This is a genomic window from Sorangiineae bacterium MSr11954 (assembly GCA_037157815.1).
GTDB classification, from domain to species: Bacteria; Myxococcota_A; Polyangia; order Polyangiales; family Polyangiaceae; genus Pendulispora; species Pendulispora albinea.
Map to the genome: position 1 here is coordinate 2,617,101 of CP089984.1, position 25,816 is coordinate 2,642,916.

General features: G+C 70.1%; 4 protein-coding genes. All 4 read left to right on the top strand.

What is annotated here, in order from left to right:
- From LZC94_10335 to LZC94_10350, 4 genes are read left to right on the top strand one after another with little or no spacing between them, the layout of a single operon-like run.
- Positions 1-3,867 carry a type I polyketide synthase gene (locus tag LZC94_10335; protein WXB20374.1) on the top strand — a complete coding sequence of 1,289 codons (3,867 nt, stop codon included), beginning with the start codon at positions 1-3 and terminating at the stop codon, positions 3,865-3,867.
- On the top strand, positions 3,864-12,812 hold the full coding sequence (locus tag LZC94_10340) for an SDR family NAD(P)-dependent oxidoreductase (GenBank protein WXB17648.1): 8,949 nt from the start codon (positions 3,864-3,866) through the stop codon (positions 12,810-12,812). Before LZC94_10335 ends, LZC94_10340 begins: the two co-directional genes overlap by 4 nt.
- Positions 12,809-19,861, top strand: coding sequence for an amino acid adenylation domain-containing protein (locus LZC94_10345; GenBank protein WXB17649.1), 7,053 nt, complete (start codon positions 12,809-12,811; stop codon positions 19,859-19,861). The genes LZC94_10340 and LZC94_10345 overlap by 4 nt, the downstream gene beginning before the upstream one ends.
- The gene (locus LZC94_10350) at positions 19,858-25,803 is read left to right on the top strand and encodes an amino acid adenylation domain-containing protein (GenBank protein WXB17650.1); all 5,946 of its coding nucleotides are present in this window, start codon (positions 19,858-19,860) and stop codon (positions 25,801-25,803) included. Before LZC94_10345 ends, LZC94_10350 begins: the two co-directional genes overlap by 4 nt.
- The last annotated feature ends 13 nt before the right edge of the window (positions 25,804-25,816 follow it).

Consider the following 25,816-nt stretch of genomic DNA (forward strand, 5'->3'; position numbering starts at 1 on the left):
ATGGGGCGGGAGTTGTATGCGGCGTTTCCGGTGTATCGGAGGTCGTTGGATGGGATTTGTGCGTGCTTTGACGGGTCGCTGGGGGTGTCGCTGCGGGAGGTGATCTTCGAAGATGGGAATGCGTCGCGGTTGGAGCAGACGCAGTATGCGCAGGCGGCGCTGTTTGCGGTGGAAGTGTCGGTGGTGCGGCTGCTGGAGTCGTGGGGGATACGGGCGGATGTCGTGATGGGGCACTCGGTGGGGGAGCTGGGGGCGGCGCATGTGGCGGGTGTGTTGAGTTTGGAGGATGCGTGCCGGTTGGTGGCGGCGCGGGGGCGCTTGATGCAGGGGGTGAGCGCGAAGGGAGCCATGGCGTCGCTGCAGGCGACGGAGGCGGAGGTGGTGGAGCGGCTGAGGGGCCGTGCGGGGGTGTCGATTGCGGCGGTGAATGGGCCGCGCGCAACGGTGATCTCGGGGGACGAGGCGGCGGTGCAGGAGGTGATGGCGGAATTCGAAGGAGCGGGACGCAAGGCGAAGCGGCTGGAGGTGAGCCACGCGTTTCACTCGTCGCATATGGATGAAGTTTTGGAGGCGTTTGGGCGCGAGGCGGCGAAAATCGATTATCGGGCGCCGCAAACCGCGGTGATCTCGAACGTGACAGGAAAACGCGCAAGCGACGACGAACTGCGCAGCGCGGGCTATTGGATGCGCCACGTGCGGGAGCCGGTCCGATTCGGCGAAGGGGTGCAAGCGCTGGAGGCGGAGGGGGTGACGCGTTATGTGGAGGTGGGCCCGCGGGGCGTACTTTCGGCCCTGGCGGCGGAGAACCTGACGGAGCGGGGGGCGGAGGAGAGCGTGCTCTTGGCGGCGCTTCGTGCGGACCGTTCGGAGGTGGAGACGGTGCTCGAAGTAATGTGCAATCTGCACGTCATCGGTCAATCGGTGGACTGGGGCGCCTTCTTCGAACCGCTTGGAGCGCGCCGGATGGCATTGCCGACGTATGCCTTTCAACACGAACGCTATTGGCTGGATGCGCCCAAAGCAGCTACGGGCGATATGGCCTCTGTGGGCCTCGCGGCGGCGGAGCACCCGTTCCTCGGAGCGGAAGTCGCGCTGGCGGAAGGAGACGGCCTGGTTCTCACGGGAGCATTGTCGCTGGAGAGCCAAAGCTGGCTACGAGAGCACGACGTGTTCGGCACGGTGATCTTACCGGGGACGGCGTTTCTGGAGCTGGCATTTGCGGCAGGGGAGCGCGTCGGGCTGGAACGCGTGGAGGAGCTGGTCCTGGAGGCGCCGCTGGGGATACGGGAGAAGGCGCGGGTGCAGATGCAAGTGATGATCGGGAGCCGAGATGAGCCGGGAAGCCGCCCGCTGAGCATCTATGCGCGCGAGAGCGGAGCGGAGGGAGAGGTGGGGTGGATTCGGCACGCGAGCGGCAGACTGGGCCCGGCCGCACCGCCCACAACGCAGGAGCAGGAAATATGGGAGCACGCCGCATGGCCCCCGGCGGGAGCGAGAGCGATCCCCCTGGACGAGCTCTACGAGCGCCTGTCCAACGCAGGGTTGGTCTACGGCCCGTCCTTTCAAGGCCTGCATGCGGCATGGAAACGAGGCGAAGACCTCTTCGTCGAGGTGCAGCTACCGGAGCGGATGGCGGAAGAAGCGGGGCAGTACCACCTGCACCCTGCGCTTCTGGACAGCGTACTGCACGCACTCGCGCTGAACATCGAAGAAACGCGTGACGACGACGGCCGGAGTCGGGGTACCCCCGGCAAGGGCGTCGTCGCCGCTTGGGAGCCCGCGCTACCATTCTCGTGGACGGGCGCCACGTTGCCGCTCGCGAGCAGCTCCCGCCTGCGGGCGCAGCTCTCACGCAAACCGGACGGCGGCATCGCCATGACCCTCGGAGACGCCTCGGGCCGGCGCGTCGCGCAGGTGCAAGCGCTGCTCACCCGCCCCGTCTCGCGCGACCGCTGGCAGCCCACTTCCGCATCGTCGCATCCATCGCTCTACAGCATCACGTGGAGCCCTCTGGCGCAGCCCGCCGCTCCGGCAACCGGCACGAACCCATGGGCGTGGCTCGAAATGAGCGACGACGGCGCGTGGTCGGAGCTCCAGTCCCGAATCGAGCGGGCAGGGGACGTGCCCGACACGGTCGTGCTTTCTTTCCCGCCGCCGCACCTACCCCTCGAAGGGGCCGACCTCGTACGGGCAACGCACGCTGCGACCGAGCGCGGCCTGTCGTTCCTTCGCGCGTGGCTCGCCGACGAGCGCTTTGCGTCGAGCACATTGCTCCTCGTCACCTACCGGGCCATCGCGGCGGCGCCCGACGAAGGTGTGCTCGATCTGGTTCATGCCCCGCTTTGGGGGCTCGTTCGCACCGCGCAAACGGAGCACCCCTCGCGCACCATGGCGATGGTGGATATCGACGACGAGTCGGCGGCCCGCCGCGTGCTCCCGGGGGCCTTGCTCACCGGGGAGCTGCAGCTCGCATGGCGGAGAGGGACCTTGCGCGTGCCACGCCTGACGCCGCTCTCTGGCGCGTCGACATTGCCGGCCTTGCCGCACGAGGGCACCTTTCTCGTCACCGGTGCGACCGGAGCGCTCGGTGCGCGGTTTGCGCGTCACCTCGTGGAAAAGCACGGCATCCGGCATCTGCTCCTGGTTTCGCGACGAGGAGGATCGTCGCCGGGCGCGGCGGGGCTCGTTCGCGACCTCGAGGCGGCGGGCGCGCGGGTGACCCTCGCCGCCTGCGACACGGCCGATCGCGAAGCGCTCGCGGGGCTGATTGCGGCCATCGCCCCGGAGCACCCGTTGCGGGGCGTGGTTCACGCGGCCGGCGTTCTCGAAGACGGCATCCTCGAGGCGCAAACCCCAGCGCGCTTTGCGCGCGTATTCGCGCCCAAGGTCGACGCTGCGCTGCACTTGCACGAGCTGACCCGCACGAACGAGCTATCCCTCTTCGTCCTGTTCTCCTCGCTCGCGGGCGTGCTCGGAAGCCCCGGGCAAAGCAATTATGCGTCGGCAAATACATTTCTCGATGCCCTCGCGAGCCAGCGAAGGGCCGCGGGGTTGCCGGCCGTGTCGCTCGCGTGGGGACCTTGGGCAGAAGATGGAATGGCCGCGCGATCCGCAGAAGATGCGCGTTCGCGGCGTCGTGGTGTTCCCCCGCTGTCGTCGCACGAAGGCACCGCGCTCTTCGATGCGGCATTGGAAAGAGAGCCTCCGCTGCTGATCCCCGCGCGGTTCGACATCCGCGAGCTGCGAAAAGGCCGCGCAGCGCTCCCGCCGTTGTTGCAACGTATCGTTCCCACCACGCGCCGCCAGCTCGCGAAGGAGCGCGAGAGCGGACCGGCCTTGCTTCGGCAACGTCTCACCGGCCTGCCCGCGACCGAGGTCCAGCCGATCGTGCTGGAGCTGGTGCAAGGTGAAGTGGCGGCGGTGCTGGGTCACGCGAGCCCGGCCACCATCGAAGCCACCCGACCGCTTCACGAGCTCGGGCTCGACTCGTTGATGGCGCTCGATCTCCGCAACCGTCTCGTTGCGGCGAGCGGCCTGCGCTTTCCGGCGACCTTGCTCTTCGATCACCCGACGCCTCTCGCGCTCGCGCGATTGATCCAGCGCGAACTGTCGCCACCTGCACCCGACGAACCGCCGATCCTTTCGCTTCTGGAGCGCCTCGAGGCGCTGGTGTCGAGCATGGAGTCCGACGACCTGGCGCGCCCCGAGATCGCAGCACGACTTCGTGTTCTGAGCTCGCGTTTGTCCGCGTCGAACGATGCACAGGTGGCTCGTCGCGCGGTTGCGCAGAAGCTCCAAACGGCGAGCGACGACGAGCTCTTCGCGTTTTATCGACAAGTGGGCAAAGCCCGGGAATCAGGATCATGACATCCGAGCAGATGCTGCGAGACTACCTCAAGAACGCCCTCCTCGATCTCCATGAGGCGAACCAACGCGTCCGCGAGCTCGAAGGAAAGAGCCAAGAACCGATCGCGATTGTATCGATGGCGTGCCGTTATCCCGGTGGGGTGAAGGATGCGGAGGGATTGTGGGCGCTGTTGGAGGCTGGTGGCGAGGGGATCACGGAGTTCCCCGCGAATCGGGGCTGGGACGTGGAGGGGCTCTACGATCCGGACGCGGAGGCGGTAGGGAAGAGCACGACGCGGAGGGGCGGGTTTCTGCACGAGGCGGCGGAGTTCGACGCGGGGTTCTTTGGAATTAGCCCGCGGGAGGCGTTGACGATCGATCCGCAGCAGCGGCTCTTGTTGGAGACGTCGTGGGAGGCGTTGGAGCGGGGTGAAATGGATCCGCGGACCTTGCAAGGGACGCGGACGGGTGTGTTCGTGGGGGTGATGTACAGCGATTACGGGGCGCGTCTGGTCCCTGCGCCGGCGGGTTACGAAGGTCACGTTGGGGTAGGGAGCGCGCCGAGCATCGCATCGGGGCGCATCGCGTACACGCTGGGTTTGGAGGGGCCCGCGATGACGATCGACACGGCGTGCAGCTCGTCGTTGGTGGCGATTCACCTGGCGTGTCGGGCGTTGCGGCAAGGGGAGTGCACGTTGGCGCTGGCGGGTGGAGTGACCGTGATGTCGACGCCGGGGGCGTTCATCGAGTTCAGTCGTCAGCGTGGATTGTCGCCGGACGGGCGATGCCGTTCGTTTGGGGAGGGTGCAAACGGAGTGGGTTGGAGCGAAGGGGCGGGGATGCTGGTGCTGGAGCGGTTGTCGGAGGCGAAACGCCTCGGTCATCCGGTGCTGGCGGTGATCCGCGGGAGCGCGGTGAACCAAGACGGGCGAAGCCAGGGGCTGACGGCGCCGAATGGTCCCTCGCAGCAGCGTGTGATTGCGCAGGCGCTGGAGGATGCGGGATTGGGAGCCGGGGACGTGGAGGTGGTGGAGGGTCACGGAACGGGGACGCCGCTTGGGGATCCGATCGAGGCGCAGGCGCTGTTGGCGACGTACGGGCAGGGTCGAAAAGCGGAGGAGCCGCTATGGCTTGGGAGCATCAAGTCGAATCTTGGCCATACGCAGGCGGCGGCGGGGGTTGCTGGTGTGATGAAGATGGTGCTGTCGATGCAGCACGAGAAGCTGCCGAAGACGTTGCACGCGGAGCGGGCGTCGACGCACGTGGATTGGTCGAGCGGTGCGGTGCGGTTGTTGACGGAGGCGCAGGAGTGGAAGGTGCGATTCGGCCGGCAACGGCGCGCGGGGATTTCCTCGTTTGGAATCAGCGGAACGAATGCGCACGTTCTCATCGAAGAAGCCCCGGCGAAGGAGGCGGTAGCCGCCGCAGAATCCACGGCGCCGGAGTGCATACCGTTGCTGTTGTCGGGAAAGAGCGAAGGCGCGCTAAGGGAGCAAGCGGAGCGGCTGCGGGCGTATTTGCAGGAGGATAAAACGATATCGTTGTTGGATATCGGGTATTCGCTAGGAACGACCCGCGCGCAATTCGGCCACCGCACGGTGGTGTTTGCGCGGGACCGAGAGCAGGCGGTCGCCGCGCTAGGTCAAATCGCACGCGGAGAGCCAAGCGCGGACGCGGTGCAGGGCGAGGCGAAGGTTTCGGGGAAGGTGGCGTTCATCTACCCGGGGCAAGGGTCGCAGTGGCAAGCGATGGGCAAGGCGCTGTGGGAGGGGTCGGAGGTGTTTCGCACGGCGATGCAAGCGTGTGAGCGGGCGCTGTCGCCGCACGTGGACTGGTCGCTGCGTGCAGTGGTGTGCGGGGAGCCGGGTGCGCCCGCAGCCGAGGCCGCGTCCGCGGCGATGCTGGAGCGCGTGGAGGTTGTGCAGCCCGCGCTGTGGGCGATGCATGTATCGCTGACGGCACTATGGCGGTGGCTGGGTGTGGAGGCGCAGGCGGTGGTGGGTCACAGCCAGGGGGAGCTTGCAGCGGCGAGCGTCTCGGGTGCGCTGAGCCTGGAGGAAGCGGCGAAGGTGGTGGCGATTCGAAGCCGTTGGGTGGGACAGCTGTCGAAGCAGGGTGCGATGGCGGCGGTGGAGCTGGGGGTGGAGGAGCTGGAACGAAGGCTGGGTCGCCACGGAGAACGCCTGAGCATCGCAGCGGAGAACAGCTTGCGCACGAGCGTGGTGAGCGGGGAGCCGGAGGCGGTGGAGCAGCTGTTGGAGGAGCTGAACGCAGCGGGTCGCTACGGCAAACGGATCCGGGTGGACTACGCCTCGCACAGTGCGCAAGTGGAGGCGCTGCGCGAGCCGCTGCAGAGAGAGCTGGGGAACCTAGCCCGGTCGGCGAAGCCAAGCATCGCGATGAAGTCGACGGTGACGTGCCGTGCGATCGAAGAAGGGGAGCTGGACGGAGGGTACTGGTACGCCAACCTTCGGGAGCGGGTTCGGTATCGGGAGGTGATGGAGCAACTTGGTGAGGAGGGATACGGGTGGCTGATCGAGGTGAGCGCGCACCCCGTGCTGATGCAAGCGACGCAGGAGACGGCGGAAGGCTGGGCGCGCGGTGCAGCGACCACCGGAACGCTAAGAAAAGAGCACGGAGGAGTGGAGACGCTGATGCGCGCAGCCTCGGAGCTGTGGACGCAAGGCCTGGCGGTGGCATGGGAAAAGCTACTGAACGGAGGACGCCGCGTGGCGCTGCCGACGTACGCCTTCCAACGCGAACGCCACTGGTTGGAGCCGGCCCAACGCGTCACCGCCGACGTGGCCGGCGCGGGCCTTCACGCCGCCGCACATCCACTCCTCGGTGCGGTGGTGGCCCTGGCCGACCGCGGCGATTGCGTCTTTACCACCCGCCTCGCGCGGAAGACCCACCCATGGCTCGCCGATCACGCCGTGTTCGACACCGTCTTGCTCCCCGGCACCGCCTTCCTCGAACTTGCCCTCTTCGCGGCAAACCACGTGGGAGCGGACGGCATCGAGGAGCTCACCTTGGAAGCGCCCCTCGCGCTCCCGGACGACACCGGCATCCAGCTTCAAATCGCGCTCGGCGCCCCCGATGACGCGGGCCGACGCGCCCTGACCTTCCACGCGCGACCCGAAGGCGCGGCGCACGATGCGCCTTGGGTGCGTCACGCGACCGGGATCGTCGCCCACGTCCACCGGGTGCCCTTCGACCTCCGCGCATGGCCTCCGCCCGGCGCCGTCTCGCTCGATGTGCAGGGCCTCTACGAGCGCCTCGCCGATGCGGGCCTCTCCTACGGCCCGGCCTTTCGAGGCCTTCGCGCGGTGTGGAAGCGCGACGGCGATCTCTTCGCCGAGGTTCGATGGGACGGCGTGGAGATGGCCGACCTTGGCCGCTTCGGCGTGCATCCGGCCCTGCTCGATGCAGCGTTGCACGCGCTTGCGCTCTTCGAGGACGGCCGCGGCGATGTGAGCCTCCCTTTCTCGTTCTCGGGCGTGCACGCCGTCCAGCGCGGCGCCGCGTCGTTGCGGGTGCGCCTCTCGCCCGGCCAGGCGAAGGAGAGCATCGCGCTCTTTCTCGCCGATGGATCGGGGGAGCCCGTCGCATCGGTCGATGCCTTCGCCGTTCGGCCGGCAACCCCCGACAAGCTTCACCCCTCGGCGCAGCCATCGTCCTTGCACGCCGTCGATTGGAGCGATTGGACGGCCGCGGCCCATGCTCCCGCGCGCCCTCGGCCCGCGCATTGGGCGTGCTTCGGCCCCCTGGAGCTCGCGGGCGCGCCATCGCTCGAGCCCAGCTCCGTTCGCCTGGATCGCTACGACGCCCTCCCCGCGCTCCGGGACCACCTGCAGGGCGGGCGAGAGCGACCGGACCTCGTCGTCTTCGCCGCGGGCGCGGTCGGCGGTGACGCGCTGGGGGCGGCGTACGCCTCGACCCACGCCGCTGTCTCCTTTCTCCAAGCGTGGGTTACGGAGGAGCGATTTGCGCCGTGCCCGCTGGTCGTCCTCACACGCCGCGCCGTAGCCACCAAGCACGATGAGGACGTGCTCGATCTCGGCGCATCCCCCGTCTGGGGGCTCGTGCGCTCCGTTCAATCCGAGCACCCGGAGCGGACGATCGTTCTCGTGGACGTCGACGACGATCCGCGTTCGCTCTACGTCCTGCCGAGCGCGGTCGCCTCGGGCGCGCCGCAACTTGCGGTGCGCGAAGGTGTGGTGCGGGTCCCCGCGCTCGGCCGTTCGTCCCCACGCCCGACGACTTCGTCCGAGGAGAAGCTCTCGCGCGATGGCACCGTCGTGGTGACCGGTGGAACGGGCGTCCTCGGAGGTCTCGTCGCGCGGCACCTGGTCGTGAGCCATGGAGCGCGGCACCTCGTGCTCCTCTCGCGGCAGGGCCCCTCGGCGCCGGGCGCCGATACCCTGACGGCCGACCTCGAGGCCGCGGGCGCGCGCGTGACCCTGGCCGCCTGCGACGTGGCCGATGCGCGTTCCCTCGCCCAGGCGCTCGCCGCGATCCCCGATGACCGACCGCTGACCGCGGTCTTCCACGTCGCGGGCGTGCTCGACGATGCGCTCCTCACCGCCGTGACAACCGAGCGTGTCGACCGCGTGCTGCGCTCCAAGATCGACGGCGCCTGGCACTTGCACGCGCTCACCCAGCACCGCCGGCTGGAGGCGTTCGTTCTCTTCTCGTCGTTGGCGGGCGTGCTCGGGAGCCCGGGACAAGGCCCCTACGCCGCGGCCAACACCTTTCTCGATGCCCTCGCGCAACACCGCGCGCATCGAGGCTTGGCCTCGCAATCGCTGGCATGGGGCATGTGGGCGGAGCCGAGCAACATGACCGGCCACCTCGGGGACGCCGACCGCGCGCGGATGATGCGATCGGGCATGGGGATGCTCTCGACCGAAGAGGCGCTGCGGCTCCTCGACGCGGCGCTCGAACGCACCGAGCCGTGCCTGGTGCCCGCGCGATTCGAGAGGGCGGCGCTCCGCAAGCAGCTCTCGGCCGGGGTCGCGCTGCCGCCGATGCTTCGCGGTCTGCTGCCGGCCGACGCGCACCCGCGCGGCATCTCCCGCGCCCGTGCGCTCGCCGAGCGCCTCCGCGGCCTCTCGGAGGCGGAGCGCGAACGCGCGCTCGTGGACGTGGTACGCACCGAGGCGGCTTCCGTCTTGGGGATGTCCACCCCGAGCCGCATCGACCCCAATCGAACGCTCCAGGAGCTGGGGCTGGACTCGCTCATGGCCTTGGAGCTGCGCAATCGCCTCTCGGCCATCACCGGCGCGAAGCTCCCTGCCACCTTGCTCTTCGACCATCCAACGCCATCGGCCGTCGCGCGAAGGCTGGGGTCGGACTCGTCGAGGACCGCGTCCGGCGCGTCGTCGCCGTCCTCGTCGCGTTCATCGCCTTCGCCATCGAACACCCCCGCGGGCGGCTATGCAGACGAACCGATCGCCATCGTGGCCATGGCTTGCCGCTTTCCCGGCGATCTGCACACGCCCGAGGATTTGTGGCGGCTGGTGGCGAGCGGCGCCCCGATCGCTGCCACGTCCTTTCCTCGAGCGCGCGGCCCGCGCACGGGTGACGGAGGCTCCGAGATCAAAGCGGGGTTTCTCACCGAGGCGCACCTCTTCGACCCGGCGTTCTTCGGCATCAGCCCGCGCGAGGCGGTGGCCATCGATCCCCAGCAGCGCCTCCTCTTGGAGATCGCGTGGGAGGCGCTCGAACGCGCAGGGCTCGACCCCGTATCGCTCCAAGGGAGCACCACGGGCGTGTTCGTCGGGGCGTCGTACTCCCACTACGAGCGCCTTGCGGCCGGGGCCGGGGCTGATCCCATGTACGCATCGCTGGGCAGCGCCGCCAGCGTCGCCTCGGGCCGCATCGCCTACACCCTCGGGTTTCATGGCCCGACCTTGACCGTCGATACGGCGTGCTCCTCGGCGCTGGTCGCGTTGCATCTCGCTTGCCAGTCCTTGCACCGGCACGACTGCGCCCTCGCGCTCGCGGGTGGTGTCAGCGTGTTTGCGATGCCCGAGGCCCTCGCCGGGTTGAACCGTCTCGAGGGACTCGCCTCGCCCGACGGCGTGTGCCGCTCGTTCTCGGCGAACGCCAACGGTTCGGGGTGGGCCGAAGGTGCGGGCATGCTGCTGCTCGAGCGGCTCTCGGATGCCCAGCGTCACGGGCACCCCGTCCTCGCGTTGGTTCGTGGCTCGGCGATCCGCCACGACGGCAGGACGCAAGGGTTGATGGCGCCGAATGGCCCCGCGCAGCAGCGGGTCATCGAGGGCGCGCTCGCGTGCGCCGGCCTCGCGGCGAGCGATGTCGATGCCGTCGAGGCCCAGGGAAGCGGAACGAGCATCGGTGATGCCGTCGAGGTGCAGGCGCTGCTCGACACCTACGGCGAAGGTCGCGCGAAGGACCGGCCTCTGTGGCTCGGTAGCATCAAATCCAACCTCGGACACACCCAAGCGGCGGGCGGGATCGCAGGCGTCATCAAGATGGTGCAGTCGATGCAGCATGGGCTGCTGCCCGAGACCCTGCACGCCGATCCTCCATCGACCGCCGTCGATTGGAGCGGCGGCACCGTCCGGCTCCTCACCGAGGCTCGCCCTTGGCCGGCGCTCGATCGACCGCGCCGTGCTGCGGTTTCGGCGTTCGGCATCGGCGGCGCCAATGCGCACGTCGTCCTCGAGCAGCCACCGGAGCCGGCGGGCGAAGAGGAGCGCACGGACGTGAGCGGACCGTTGCCGGTGCTCCTGTCCGCGCGCAGCGAGGCGGCGCTTCGGGCGCAAGCCGCGCGGCTGGGGGCGCACGTGGCGGCGCATCCCGAGCTCCGTCTGGCGAATCTGGCGCACTCCCTCGCGACCACGCGCGCGCACTTCGAGCACCGCGCGGCCATCGTCGCCGGCGATCGCGCCGAGCTCGCCCGTGCGCTCGATGCGCTCGCGCACGGGCGCGCCGTCGCCCACGTCGCGGTGGGGGTCATCACGTTCGATCGAGCTGCGCCTCTCGACCCAGGCGCCCCCCGCGATCTGCCGGCGCTGTGCGCGGCGTGGGTCACGGGTCGCGCCGTCGATTGGCAGGCGACCATCCCGAAGACCGCGCCCGTCGCGCTGCCGACGTACCCGTTCGAACGCCGCCGCCATTGGCTCGAGCCGCTGGAGGCGCCGCGCGCACAGTCCAACGAGCCCCCGGGCCCCGAGCTCGATTTTTGGGACGCGGTGGAGCGCGCCGATCTTCGGTGGCTCACCGAGGCATTGGACGGGGGTGGCGAGCGCGCCGCGTTGAGCACGGCGCTGGGCAGCATCGTGCCCGCCCTCGCGGCGTGGCGCCAGCAGCGAAAGGATCGGCGGATGCTCGAGGACCGCCGCCTTCGGCGCACGTGGAAGCGCATCGCACCTCCCGCATCTTCGCGGCACCAACGGGCCACGCTTCCCGGCGGTTGGCTTCTCGTCGCGCCCGCGGAGGTCGCGGACGAAGACGATGCGCGCACGGTGCGGGCTCTGAGCGAGGCATTCGCGGCCGCCGGCGCGCGCCTCGTGCGCATCTCGGATGGCGCCATCGACCCAGCGGCCGTGACCGCGCGGCTGCAACCCGCGCTCGAAGGCGCACCGGCCCCCGCCGCTGTGGTGTCGCTCTTGGCCCTCGATGACGACGCCAGCCCAGACGGTGCCTCCCCGACCCGAGGCGTCGCGCGCACGCTCGCATTGATTCAGTCGCTCGCCAGCACGAGCCCGCGTGCGCCCCTCTGGATCGTCACCCGCGGCGCCCTCGCCGTGGGGGTGGACGATCGCGCGGTGCGAGCGTCGCAGGCCATGTTCTGGGATCTCGGCGCCGCCCTCGCGCGCGAGCGCCCGGGAAAATGGGGAGGTCTCGTCGATGTGTCCGGCGCGCGGCCGACGTGGGTACCCGAGGAGGGGGCGCGCGAGAATGATGCGTCGAAGAATAATGCTTTGCAGAATAATTTTCGGGATCATCATGTTGCGGCGAATGGCGCGCTGGAGAACGGTGCCCGGCTCGAAGGTGGCCAGCTCGAAGGCGCCCGGCTCGAAGGTGGCCAGCTCGAAGGCGCCCGCCTCGAAGACGCCCTGCTCGCCGCCCTGAGCGCCGGCGAAGACCGACTCGCCTGGCGCAACGGCGCGATGTTCGCACCGCGATGGACCGCTCCGCCGAGCGCCGCACCCGATGCACCCCCGTTCGCGGCCCGCGGCACGGTGCTCATCACGGAGGCGAAAGGCCCGCTGGCCGCGCACCTCGCCCGTTGGTTCGCGCGCAAGGGCGCCTCGCACATCGTTCTCGCCCATGCGCGGGGCGACGCCGCGGGCGCGCGCGCCATCGAAGCCGAGCTCGGGGCCCTGGGCGTTCGGATCACCGTCGCCTCGTGCGAAGCCTCGGACCGCCGGTCCCTCGCGGAGCTCGCCGCGCGCCTCGACCTCGAAGGTGCCGCCGTGCGGGCGGTGGTTCACGGCGCGGGCTCGCTCGAAGACGATGCGGCGCGCGGCCCGAGCACGCCCTCCCGCCCCGCGCTCGCCGCCGTCCTCCAAAAGCTCGAAGGGAAGCGACCGGAGCTCGACGCGCTGCTTCGCACGGCGGGGATGAACCGGCCGCCCTCTCGCGCAAACGGGGCTTTGGCGCAGCTCGCCGAGACCGTGGGACGCCGCGTGCTCGAGGCGCGCGCCCTCGATGAAACGTTTGGCGGCGGCTCGCTCGACGCGTTCGTGCTGCTCTCGCGCGCAGACGGATCCGCCCGGGAATGCTTCGATGCGCTGGCGACGAAGCGACGCCTCGCGCAGGCCCCCGCCACCTCGCTCGCCCTCGGCACCCTGACACCGGATCTGGCCGTCGTGGCCCTCGAACGCGCGCTCGACGACGGCGAGACCACCCTCGTCGTCATGGGCCCAGACGGGGCGCGGCCGGCGGGCTCGCAGGGAGATGATTCACATGAAGAAAGGTCGACTCACCCGTGACTCAGCATGATTTGCAACACCCCAGCGCCGGCGCGCCGCTGCCTTCGGTCGAAGGGTTCCTTCGCCAGCTCCTCTCGGTCTGCGATCCGGAGGACCGCCGCCCGATCCTCCAGGCTTACCTCGCCGACGAGCTGGCGCGCGTGCTTCGGATCCAGGATGGACCCATCGATCCGCAGAGGCCCGTGGGCCAGCTCGGGGTCGACTCGCTGACGGCGCTGGAGCTCTCGCATCGCGTGGGGGCCGAGCTCGGTGTCACCGTGGCCATGTCCACCTTCGCCCGCAACCCCAACCTCATCGAGCTGGCCGACGAGCTCCTGGCGCGAGGTGCGCAGGCGCCCATCGCGCCGGACGGCCAAACCGACGCGGCCGAGGGCCCGTCGATCGTTCCGTCGCCCGGCGAACGGCACCTCCCGTTCCCGCTCACCGACATCCAGGCGGCCTACTGGCTCGGACGGAGCGGCCAGTTTGCGCTCGGCGATGTCTCCACGCATGTGTACGTGGAGGTCGACATCGTCGGCCTCGACCTCGATCGCCTCGCCGGGGCCCTCCGCCAAACCATCGCGCGCCACGACATGCTCCGCGCCGTGGTCCTCTCCGACAGCGCGCAGCAGATCTTGCCCGAGGTGCCCGCCTATGCGATCGACACCTCGGACCTGCGCGCGCTGCCCGCCGCCGAGGTGGATGCCTACCTCGAGAGCGTGAGGGAGCGCCTCGCGCACCGCGTGCTCCCGGCCGATCGCTGGCCCCTCTTCGACGTGCGCGCCAGCGTCCTTTCGGGTGGAAAGACCCGCCTGCACATCGATCTCGATATGTTGATCCTCGACGCCTCCAGCTGGCAGCTGGCGCTCCACGAGGTCCTCGTGCGCTACGACGACCCCGGGGCCGCGTTCGAGCCGCTCGAGATCTCCTTTCGCGACTTCGTCTTGGCGCAGAAGAGCGCCGATGGAGCGGGGCCAGCCCTTCGCGCGCGCGAATACTGGCGCGGCCGTCTCGGCACCTTGCCGCCTGCGCCCGAGCTGCCGCTGGCCAAAAACCCGGGCGACGTTTCGCGCCCTCGCTTCGAGCGCCGCACGCGTCTCCTCGATGCCGCGACGTGGCAGGCGTTGAAGCAGCGCGCGGCCGACGCGGGGCTGACCCCTTCGGGCGTGCTCCTCGCGGCCTTTGCCGAGGTGTTGGCGGCGTTCGCCAAGAGCCCGCGCTTCACGCTCAACCTCACGCACTTCCATCGGCCCCCCGTTCATCCCGGCATCGAGCGGCTGCTCGGTGACTTCACGTCCACCGTCTTGCTCGAGGTCCAAGGCGACATCGCCGGATCCTTCGAGGAGCGCGCGCGGCGCATTCAAGAACGGCTCTGGAGCGATCTGGAGCACCGGAGCATGAGCGGCGTGCAGGTGCTGCGGGAGCTGTCGCAGCAGCGCGGAGGGACGCCGGTGATGATGCCCGTGGTCTTCACGAGCCTGCTCGGCATCGTCGGACCCGGCGCCCGTCCACCCGCCGGCACCACGGTCGAGGGCGTGTACGGGATCAGTCAGACGCCGCAGCTCTGGCTCGATCATCAAGTGTGGGAGCACGACGGCGCGCTCGTGTTCCAATGGGACGCGGTGGCGGAGATCTTTCCGGCGGGCCTCCTCCACGAGATGTTCGAGACCCAAGCGGCGGTCCTCGACGAGCTCGCGCGCAGCGCGTCGTCCTGGCAGATGCCGCCGCGGCGATGGCTCCCCGTGCACGCGCACCTCGCGCGGCTCGCGGCGGTCAACGCGACCGAGCGGCCCGTCGCGCCCGACACCCTCGACGGGCTGTTCGCGAAGCAGGTACCGGCGCGCGGGCAGGCCCCGGCCGTGATCGCGTTCGATCGCACGCTCGACTACGACGAGCTCGATCGCCGATCGATCTCGCTCGCCCAGAGCCTTCGACGACGAGGGGCGCACCCCCAGGCGCTGGTCGCCGTCGTCATGGAAAAAGGATGGGAGCAAGTCGTCGCCGTCCTCGGGGTGCTCCGCGCAGGCGCGGCCTATCTCCCGGTGGACCCGTCCCTTCCGCGCGAGCGCATCCATCTCTTGCTGCGCGAAGGGGAGGTTCGGGTCGTCTTGACCCAATCGTGGCTCGACGATCGGATCGCGTGGCCCGAGGGGATCGATCGGGTGCACGTCGACGTGGACCCCGGCCCCGGCGAAGAGCCTCCCGTGCCGCTCCCGAAGGCGCAGCCGGAGGATCTCGCCTATGTCATCTACACGTCCGGATCGACGGGGCGTCCCAAGGGCGTGATGATCGACCATCGCGGCGCGGTCAACACCGTCTTGGACGTCCAGCGCCGCTTTGCCGTCGGCCCCGGCGACCGCATCTTCGCGCTCTCGTCTCTGAGCTTCGATCTCTCCGTCTACGACATTTTCGGCGCCCTCGCGGCCGGCGCGACGGTGGTGCTCCCCAGGGCATCCGAGGCGCGCGATCCGGAGCGCTGGCTCGACTGGATCGCCGAGCAGCGCATCACCATCTGGAGCTCGGTGCCGGCGCTCATGGAGATGCTGGTCGACGCCGCGCGCGGCCACGCGAACACCCGCATCGACACGCTCCGCCTGGTGATGCTCAGCGGGGATTGGATCCCGGTCACCTTGCCCGATCGCATCCGCGCGCTGGCCGGCGGGGCGCGCATCGCCAGCCTGGGAGGGGCCACGGAGGCGTCGATTTGGTCCATCGTCTACGACGTGGGGGCCGTCGATCCCGGGTGGACGAGCATCCCGTACGGCACGCCGATGGATAATCAACGCTGGTACGTCCTCGACCCCGAGCTGGAGCCTCGCCCGGCGTGGGCCACCGGCGAGCTTTGCATCGGCGGCATCGGCCTCGCCTTGGGCTATTGGCGCGACGAAGCGCGCACGCGCGAGCGGTTCATCGTGCACCCTCGCACGGGCGAGCGCCTCTATCGAACGGGGGATCTCGGACGCCAGCGGCCGGACGGCGTGTTCGAGATCCTCGGGCGCGAAGATTTTCAAGTGAAGATCCACGGCCACCGGATCGAGCTGGGGGAGATCGAAGCGGCCATCGCGCACCACCCCGGCGTTCGCGCCGCCCTCGTCGCCGCGCCCCGAGCGCCGGGGCAGGCGAAGGAGCGCCGGCAGCTCGTCGCCTACGTGGTCCCCGACGCGGGGCGCGGGCCGTTGGACCGCGATGCCCTCCGCCACTTTCTGATGGAGGCGCTGCCCGCGTACATGGTGCCGGACGACTATGTCTTCCTGGAGTCGCTCCCCCTCAGCGACAACGGCAAGATCGATCGCGCCCGCCTCCCGAGCGCCGCGCGCGCGGCCGACGGCGGTCCGGCTTCGTTCGTGGCCCCGAAGACTGCCGCGGAGGAAGCCATCGCCCGCGCCTTCGCCGGCGCCATCCACGGTGAAGGGGCAGACGTGCCCCGGGTGGGACGCGACGACGATTTCTTCGCGCTGGGCGGCGACTCACTGCGGGCCGCGCGTCTGGTCTCGCATCTGCGCCAGACGCTCGGTCTCGACGCGGCCGTGCGAACGATCTTCGAGTCGCCGACGGTGGCCGGCTTGGCGGCGCGCCTTCGGCCGTTCGCGTCCGCGGGCGCCGTGCAGCCCATCCCGCGCGCGGACCTCGGCGGAGAGCTGCCCCTGTCGTTCGCGCAGTCGCGGCTGTGGTTCCTCGCGCAGCTCGATCCGTGGACGCTCGTCGGCAACGGCGCGCAGGTGGTGCGCGTGCGCGGTGCGGTGAACCTCGAGGCGCTGGAGCGGAGCCTGACCGAGATCGTACGCCGCCACGCGGTCTTGCGTACGACCTTTGGGATGTCCTCCGCGGGAACACCGGTGCAGCGCATCGCCCCCGAGCCCGCGCTCGATTTCTCCGTGATGGACTTTCGGCGCACGGACGCGCGGGGAGGAGCGGGGGGCGCGGTCGAAGCGGGAGGCGCGGTCGACGCGGGGGGCGCGGTCGAAGCGTCCGAGACGAACGAAGCGGCATCGGCTTGGATCGCACGCGAAGCGCGCCGGCACTACGATCTCGAACGGGGGCCGCTGGTGCGCGCCGCCGTCGCGCGCGTGGGCCACGAGGAGTCGTTGCTGCTGGTGGCGATGCATCACATCGTGACGGACGGCTGGTCCTACGGCGTGCTCGCGCGGGAGCTGCGCGTGCTGTACGCGGCGTTCGTGGCCGGCGAAGCCTCGCCGCTCCCCGAGCTCGCGGTTCAATACGCCGACTTCGCCCAGTGGCAGCGCGGATGGCTCGACGGCGAACGCTGGGAACGGCTCGCCTCGTATTGGAAGGACAAGCTCGCGGGGGCGCCGGCCGCGCTCGATCCCTCCTTCGGCGCCGCGCCCTCGGAGGGCGGCGGGGGGAGGCGGCGCGCGCTGATCGCCCTACCGGGGCCGCTCTCCGAGGAGCTCCGAGCCTTCGCGCGCACGGAGGGGGTCACCCTCTTCATGGTCCTGCTCGCGGCGCTGAAGGCATTGCTCTCGCGCTACACGCGCCAGGACGACATCGTGGTCGGCACCCTCGTGGCCGGCCGAGATCGCGCGGAGATCGAGCCCCTGATCGGCTTCTTCGTCAATCAGCTCGTGCTGCGCACGGACCTCTCCGGCGAGCCCACCGTGCGCGAGCTTCTATCCCGCATCAAAGCGACGACCTTGGACGCCTATGCGCACCAGGATCTGCCCTTCGAAGCGCTGGTGCAGACGCTGGCCCCGCGCCACGACTTGCGCCGCGCGCCCCTCTTCCAGACGCGGCTCGTGCTCCAGGACGCCGCGCCGCCATCGTTGGGGGTGCCGGGCATCTCCATGACCCCCGAGGACATCGACGTGGATGCCTCGGAGGTCGGTCTCTCGATGGAGCTCTTCGACGCCGAACGCGCCGTCGTGGGGAGGTTGGTCTACGACGGCGCCTGGTTCGACGAGGGCGCCGCGTCCCGCTTCCTCACGCACTTTCGCCTGCTGCTCGAGGGCATGGTGGCGGAGCCCTCGCGCACGATCGCGTCGCTGCCGCTCTTGCCATCGGGCGAGGCCGAGCAGCTCATGGCGTGGAGCCGGCCAGCGACGACCCTCGAGCGGCGCGCGTGCGTGCACCAGCTCTTCGAGGCGCAGGTCGAGCGCACCCCGAACGCGCCCGCCGTCGTCTACGAGGGCCGCGCGCTCACGTACGACGCGTTCAATCGCGAAGCCAATCGCCTGGCCCATTATCTCCTCGAGCACGGGGTGAGACCGGGCGACACAGTCGGGCTGTGCGTCGAGCGCCTGCCGTCGATCCTGGTGGCGCTGGTGGCCATCCTGAAGGCAGGCGCCGCCTACGTACCGCTCGACCCGGACGATCCGCGATCGCGGTTGGCGTTCACCCTCGAGGATGCTCGGCCCAAGGTCATCCTGGGGCACGACCGAGCGCTGATGAAGCTGCCCGCGACGGAGGTCACCCTGGTGGCCCTCGATCGCGAGCGCGATCGCGCGAGCATCCTCGCCCAGAGCGCCATCAATCCGCGCGCGGCGGTCACGCCCGAGAGCCTCGCGTACATCCTGTACACGTCGGGTTCGACCGGAAAGCCCAAGGGCGCGCTCTTGCACCACCGCGGTCTGTCGAATTTGGCCCTGGCGACGATCGAGGCCTTCGGGATCGCGCCGGAGAGCCGGGTGCTCCAATTCAGCCGGCTCACCTTCGACGTGTCGCTCGGGGATGTATTCGGCGCGTTGCTGGCGGGAGCCACCTTGTGCCTCGCACCTTCGCAGGCGCTGCTGCCCGGCCCCGAGTTCCTCGGCGTGCTGCGCGAGCTGGCCATCACCACCTTGGCGCTTCCGCCCTCCGCGCTGGCGGTCATGAACCCCGAGCCGCTGCCGGCTCTGCGCACCATCGCCGTCGCCGGCGAAGCTTGCCCGCCGCACGTGGTCGACGCCTGGCAGCCGGGGCGCACGATGATCAACGGCTACGGTCCGACCGAGGCCACCGTCTATGCGACCTTCGCGCGCTGCCTGGCGGGGGCGTCGCGCACGCCCATCGGGCGGCCGCTCCCCAACACCGAGGCCTTCGTCCTCGACGCGCACGGCCAGCTCGCGCCCATCGGGGTCGTGGGCGAGCTGCACCTGGGTGGCGCCGGCATCGCCTACGGGTACCACGATCGGCCCGCGCTCACGGCCGAGCGATTCATCGCGCATCCGTGGCCCAGAGGGCCGGGCGCGCGCCTCTACAAAACCGGAGATCTCGCGCGGTGGCTGCCCGATGGACAGCTCGAGTTCGTCGGGCGCGCGGACGATCAGATCAAGTGGCGCGGTTTCCGAATCGAGCTCGGTGAGATCGAGGCCGCCGCCATGACCCATCCGCGCGTGCGTGCGGCGGTGGCGGTCGCCCACGGCGAGGGCAGCGAACGGCGGATCGCGGTTTACGCCGTCGTCGCCGATGAAGCCGCCGTCGCCGATGAAACCGCCAGCGCCGGTGAAACCGCCGTCGCCGATGAAACCGCCGTCACCGGTGAAACCGCCGTCGCCGATGAAACCGCCGTCACCGATGAAGCCGCCGTCGCCGATGAAACCGCCGTCGCCGGCGCGCGCGGGGTCGCGACCGCGTCTTTCGCATCCGATTTGCGCGCGTTCCTTCGCGAGAGGCTCCCGGCGTACATGGTGCCGTCGGCGATCGTCCTTCTCGAAGGGTTTCCCCGTCTGCCCAGCGGAAAAGTCGACCGGCAGGCCCTTTCCATCCCATGGGCCGCGCGCGCGCTGGAACGCGTGCCCGTCGCGCCCCGAACCCCGACCGAACGAACCCTGGCGGCGATCTGGAGCGAGCTCCTGTCGCTGCGTGAAAGTGACGTGAGCGTGCACGACGACTTCTTCGAAATGGGCGGACATTCCCTTCTGGCCACCCGCGCGGCATGGCGGCTGCGCGGCGCATGCGGCGTCGAGCTCCCGGTGCGCGTGTTCTTCGAGGCGCGCACCCTTCTGGCCATCGCCGCCAGCGTGGACATGCTGCAAATGGCGCGCGCCGCCAGCGCGCAGGCATTCTCCGCGGACTCGGCCGGCTCCGCCGACTCGGCCGATGCGACCGGGGAACGTGAGGAGGGATCGCTATGAGCCTCTTCGAGCTCTTGGCGGAGCTTCGCCATGCCGACATTCGCCTCTGGGTCGACGGCGGCGATCTTCGATTCAATGCACCCGCCGGCGCACTGACCGCCGATTTGCGCACCCGCATCCGCGCGCACAAACCGGAGATCGTCCGCTTCCTCGAGGGCCACGCGGCACCGGCCGAGGCGCCGCTCGTCGCCGTGCCGCGAACGGCGGACCTGCTCCTGTCCTTTGCGCAAGAGCGCCTCTGGTTCCTCGATCGCCTCGAGCCCGGCTCTCCGGCCTACGGCATCTCCGCGACCATCCGCCTCACGGGCACCCTCGATCCCTCGATCCTCGCGCGCAGCCTGACCGAGATCGTGCGCCGCCACGAGGTGCTCCGAACCACCTTTCCTTCACCCGAGGGACGTCCTCGTCAACGGATCGCCGGCGCGGCCCATGTTCACTTGGCCGAGGTCGATCTCGAGCACGTCCCCGAGGGCGCACGGCACGCGGAAGCGCGAGCCTGGATTCGAGCCGAGAACCTCCGGCCTTTCGACTTGGAGGACGGTCCGCTCCTTCGTGCATCGCTCCTCGGCCTCGGGCCGAAGGAGCATTGGCTGTTCGTGGCCGTCCATCACATCGTCTTCGATGGCTGGTCGTTCGGCGTGTTCTTCGGAGAGCTCGGCGCGCTCTACCAGGCCTTCTCGACGGGGAAGCCCTCACCGCTCCCGGAGCCGCCGCTGCAGTATGCCGATTTCGCGGCCTGGCAGAGAAAGCGGCTCACCGATCCGGTGCTCGAGCACCAACTGAGCTACTGGAAGCATCACCTCGGCGCCGCAGCGGGCGAGGACGAGGCCTCCAGGCTGCTGCCCACCGATCGTCCGCGCGGGAGGGTGCGCACCCACCGCGGTGCGACCGTGGCGGCCATCTGTCCCCCGGAGATTGCCCGGCGCATCGAGCTCCTGGCGCGCGAGGAGAACGCCACGCCGTTCGCGGCCCTCTTGGCCACGTTTCATCTCTTCCTCCACCTGGTCACCGGGCGCCTCGATCCACGGGTCGGATCGCCCGTCGCCAACCGCGCGCACCCTGCGACCGAGAACATGGTGGGCTTCTTCGTCAACACCTTGGTCTTCCAGGCCGATCTGTCGGGCGAGCCGTCCTTTCGCGAGGTGGTCCGGCGCACGCGCCGCGCGGTGCTCGATGGCCACGCGAATCAGGATCTGCCCTTCGAGAAGCTGGTGCAGGCGCTGGAGCCGGTCCGGAGCTCCCGCCACACCCCGCTCTTTCAAGTGATGTTCGCCTTGTACGACGATCCCCCGCGGTCCATCGCGCTGCCCGGTTTGGACATGTCGGCCATCGACACCGAGCACGAGGCCGCGAAGTTCGACGTGATCCTCAGCCTCGCCCCCGGCCCCGAGGGCATGGCGGCCGCGTGGCAATACAACGTGGATCTCTTCGAGCGCGCCACCATCGAAAAATGGCAGCGCACGTACATCGCGCTCTTGGAGCGCGCGGCCAACCTCCCCGATCTTCCATTGACCGCGCTGCTCGCCCCGTTCGGAGCGCGCAGGGACGAGCTCCACGCGCAGACCAACTTGACCCCGTGGCAGCTCACGACATGGCTCGTCCAGGAGCTCCACCCCCCGGGCGCCTCCTACGACGTGGCGGCGCTGGTCACCTTCGACGGGCCCGTCGCGCTCGACCATTTTCGTGCAGCGTTTGCCGATCTGGTGCGCCGCGCGGATTCGTTTCGCACGGTCATCGAAGCGGTCGATGGCGTCCCGCGGTTCCGCGTCCTGCGCGAGCTCGCCTTCACCCTCGAGGGCGTCGACTTCTCCGCCGCCCCCGATCCCGATGCATCGTTTCGTGCATGGCTCGAGGAGCGCCGCGCGCTGCCGCTGGTGCTCGGCCGCTGCACGTTCGATGCGGCGCTGGTCGCGCTCGGGGACGCGAAGACCGTCTTCTATCTGCGCCAGCATCATATGCTCACGGACGGAGCATCGCTCGTGCAGATCGCGCGCGCCCTGGCGGAGGGGTACGGTGCTTCCCGGCGGGGGCGCCTGCCGCTCGAACGCCTGCCGTCGTACGCCGCGCATCTGGAGAAGGAGCGCGCGCGTCTGCTCGAGGGCGGCGGCGCCCATTTTGCGAGCACCCCCTCGAAGAAGCGCGCGCCGCTCGAGCTTTACGGCAGGGCGGCGAAGGGTCCGCTGGGCCCCGTGCGCCGCGCCAGCTTCGTGCTCGACCGCACGCGCGCCGAGCGATTGCGCGCCCGCGCCGCCGAGCTGCCGATCGCGGCGAAGACGCCCGATGGCGCCCTCCTCGACGTGTTCGCCACCCTGGTGCTCGCGTACCTGGCGCGCATCACCGGCGAGGAGGAGCTCGCGTTGGGCGTCGTCTTTCACGGGCGGCGCACGGAGAGCGTTCGACGAACCCTCGGCATGATGATCGACGTGCTTCCGATTCGGGTGCCGCTCGGCCGCGAGCCGACCTTCGCCTCCGTGCTGGAGCGCGTCGCCGAGGCCATCGCATCCGGCCTGGCGGAGCGCGAGCCCGGCGCCCCCGAGCGAGCCCCGCGCCGGCCTTACGACGTACTCTTGAATTTTCGCATCGCGGAGCTGGGCGTGCTCGAGGGCCTCGAGGGGGTACCGGCGCGCCTGGAGCTGCTCGCCATGCAGCATCAATGCGAGAGCTTGGCCGTCGAGATTTGGTGCCACGACCGAGGGTCGACCTACACCATCGACTTCGACGGCCGCAGCGATGTGTTCAGCCAAGAGCAGCTCGCGTGGGCGACCAAGCACTTCGCCGAGGTGGTGGACGCCTTCCTCGAGGATCGCACCAAGCCCCTTTCCCGCGTCGACCTCCTCGGCCCGGAGGAGCGCCGGTTCGTCCTCATGAACGACACCGAGCGCCCGCTCCCGGAGGCCACGGTCCCCGCGCGGTTCGCCGAGCAGGCCAAGCGCACACCCGAGCGCTGCGCGGTTCGATTCGGGGAGCGCCGGCTCACCTATGCCGAGCTCGACGCGCGCTCCAATCAGCTCGCGCGGCGCTTGCGCGCGCTGGGCGTTCGGGCCGATGGCATCGTCGGCGTCTACATGCGCCGATCGCCCGAGGTGATCGTGGCGCTGCTCGGCATCCTCAAGGCCGGCGGGGCATACCTGCCGCTCGACGCCGATTATCCGCCGGCGCGCCTGCAGTTCGTCCTCGCCGATGCCGAGGTGAAGGTGGTCCTCACCCAGGAGGCCATCGCCCATCGCCTGGTGGAGTTTTCGGGGACCGTCCTGCCCCTCGATTCTCCAACGTGCACCGTGTTTCACGAGGAGCCGGAGTCCGCCATCTGCGAGGCCGCCCCGTCCGATCTCGCCTATGCTATTTACACCTCGGGCTCGACCGGCACCCCCAAAGGCGTGCTCATCCCGCACCGCGCGTTCCTCAACCACAACCTGGCGACCATCGCGTGGTGCGCGATCGTGCCGAGCGATCGCGTCTTGCAGTTCCAGTCCCTGACCTTCGACGCCGCCGCCGAGGAGATATTTCCCACCTTGCTCTGCGGGGCCACCTTGGTCCTCTCCGAGCACGCCCGGCTGGCCCCGAGCTCCGAGTTCAATGCCCTGCTCGAACGCGAAGGGGTGACCTTCACCATTTTGCCCACCGCCTATTGGCACGAATGGGTGCACGAGCTCTCGCGGACCGGCACCCGGCCATCGGCGTCGCTGCGCATGGTCTTCGTCGGCGGAGAGAACGCGTCGGCCGAGCACCTCTCCACGTGGCAGGCGCTCGGCGGACCACGCTGGAGCAACGGTTACGGCCCCACCGAGGGCACCATCACCACCATCGTCTACGATGGCGCCGATTGGCCTGCCCGCGCCGATGGGGCGTCGAGCGTCCCCATCGGGCGACCGTTTCCCAACACCACCGCCTATGTCCTCGATCCGGAGCGACGTCCGGTGCCGGTCGGAACGAGCGGCGAGCTCTATATCGGCGGAGCCGGCCTCGCCCGCGGCTACCTCCATCGGCCGGAGCTCACGGCCGAGCGCTTCGTCCTCGATCCGTTTCGCGGCCCCGGCGCGCGCATGTACCGCACGGGCGACCGCGCGCGCATCCTCGCCGACGGCCAGATCGAGTGCCTCGGCCGCGTGGATCATCAAGTGAAGGTGCGCGGCTTTCGGGTCGAGCTCGGGGAGATCGAGGTGGCCCTGCGCGATCACCCCAAGGTCCGCGATGCCGCCGTCGTCATCTGGGAGGGGCGCCCGGGGGACAAAAGGCTGGTCGCCTATGTCGTCCCCCACGCCGAAGACGATGCGCCCGCCCCCCGTGATCTGCGCGCGTTCCTGGAGGCCAAGGTGCCGGGCTACATGGTCCCAGCCTCGTACGCCGTGCTCGCCTCGTTGCCGCTGACCGCCATCGGAAAGGTGGACCGCAAAGCGCTCGAGGCCATCCGCCCGAGCCGTACGGAGACGCGCCGCGAGCTGGTCGCGCCGCGCACCGCCATGGAGATCCGGCTGCGGGCCATCTGGGAGGAGGTCCTGCAAGTGAGCCCCCTCGGCGTGGAGGACGATTTCTTCGAGGTGGGCGGCCACTCCCTGCTCGTGGCCAGGCTGGTCGCGCTCATCCGCGAGCAGCTCGGCGTCGCGCTCCCCTTGACGGTGATCTTCGAGGAGCCCACCATCGCGCAGCTGGCCGCGCATTTGAGCCGCGGAACCTTCGCCGGCGGCCGCTCGTCCTTGATCCCCATCCGCGCCCGCGGCGTTCGCGCGCCGCTCTTTTGCGTCGCGCCCGGCTCGGGGTTGGTCCTGGGCTACATCGACCTGGGGCGCTCCCTCGATCCCGAGCAGCCGCTGTACGCGTTCGAGCCGCCGGGCTTGCACGACGGTTCGGTGCCGCTCGGGAGCATCGGAGAGATGGCCGACACGTACCTCGCCGCCCTGCGCTCCGTGCAACCCCACGGGCCCTACCGGCTCGGAGGCTGGTCGATGGGCGGGGTGGTGGCGCTCGAAATGGCGCGGCGCCTCGAGGCGCAGGGCGAGCCCACCGCGCTGGTGGTCCTCTTCGACACGGCCGCGCCTCCTGCCGAGACCTCGCGCGGCGCGGCCTCCGACCGAGGTGCCCTCGCGCACCTGGCGCCGCACGCAGGGACGAGCGCGCGCGAGGCGCTCGATGCGCTGAAACGAGAGGGCGCCGTACCGCTCGACGTTACGGAGGAGCAGTTCGAGCGCTCTCTCCACGTGTTCGGCGCCAGCCTACGGGCCCTGGATGCGTACACGCCCTTCGTCTACGGCGGCGACGTGGTCCTCTTTCGGGCGCGCGACGAGGCGGAGACGGCGGACGCTTCATCGCAGTGGCGCACGTGGCTGACCGGCCGCTTCGAGGTCGTCGAGGTTCCGGGCACCCACGTGAACCTCTTCAACCCAAGCCACGGTCCCGCGTTGGCCGAAGCGCTCCGCGACCGCCTGGCGAGGGCCGACCTCGCCTCTCCCGGCGCCGAGGTGGGGCCGAGCTCCTTCGTCCCGCAGCAGCAGGGCGTGCGCGCGCGCCGCGCCTTCGCGGCCGGCGACGTGCTCTTTGCCGTCACCGGCCCCGTTCGCCCCCAGCGCACCAAATACTCCTTCCAGCTCGGCCCCGACGCGCACATCGATCCCCTGGACGAACAGGGTCGCGCGGGGCTCGGCCGCTACCTGAATCACGCGTGCGAGCCCAACGCCTACGCGCGCGCCGCGCAGGCCGCGGGCGGCGAACGGTTCCTCGAGATCGTGGCCCGCCGTCCGGTGGCCGCGGGTGCGGAGATCACCATCGACTATGCCACCTTCGAGCTCGAGACCGTGAGCGCCGCCGAAGCCTGCGCCTGCGCGAGCGCCTCCTGCCGCGGGCGCATCACGGGCTTTCGCGATCTGCCGGACCACGTGCGCGCGGCCTACACGCGCGAGGGAATTCTCTCGCCCCACCTCCACGACGGCGGCCGCGACCCCGCGTAGACGAGCGCGGGGA

Bases quoted from the DNA above. Each gene is read 5' to 3' on its own strand.
- LZC94_10350 (WXB17650.1), top strand. From the start codon at position 19,858: ATGAGCCTCTTCGAGCTCTTGGCGGAGCTTCGCCATGCCGACATTCGC.
- LZC94_10335 (WXB20374.1), top strand. From the start codon at position 1: ATGGGGCGGGAGTTGTATGCGGCGTTTCCGGTGTATCGGAGGTCGTTG.
- LZC94_10340 (WXB17648.1), top strand. From the start codon at position 3,864: ATGACATCCGAGCAGATGCTGCGAGACTACCTCAAGAACGCCCTCCTC.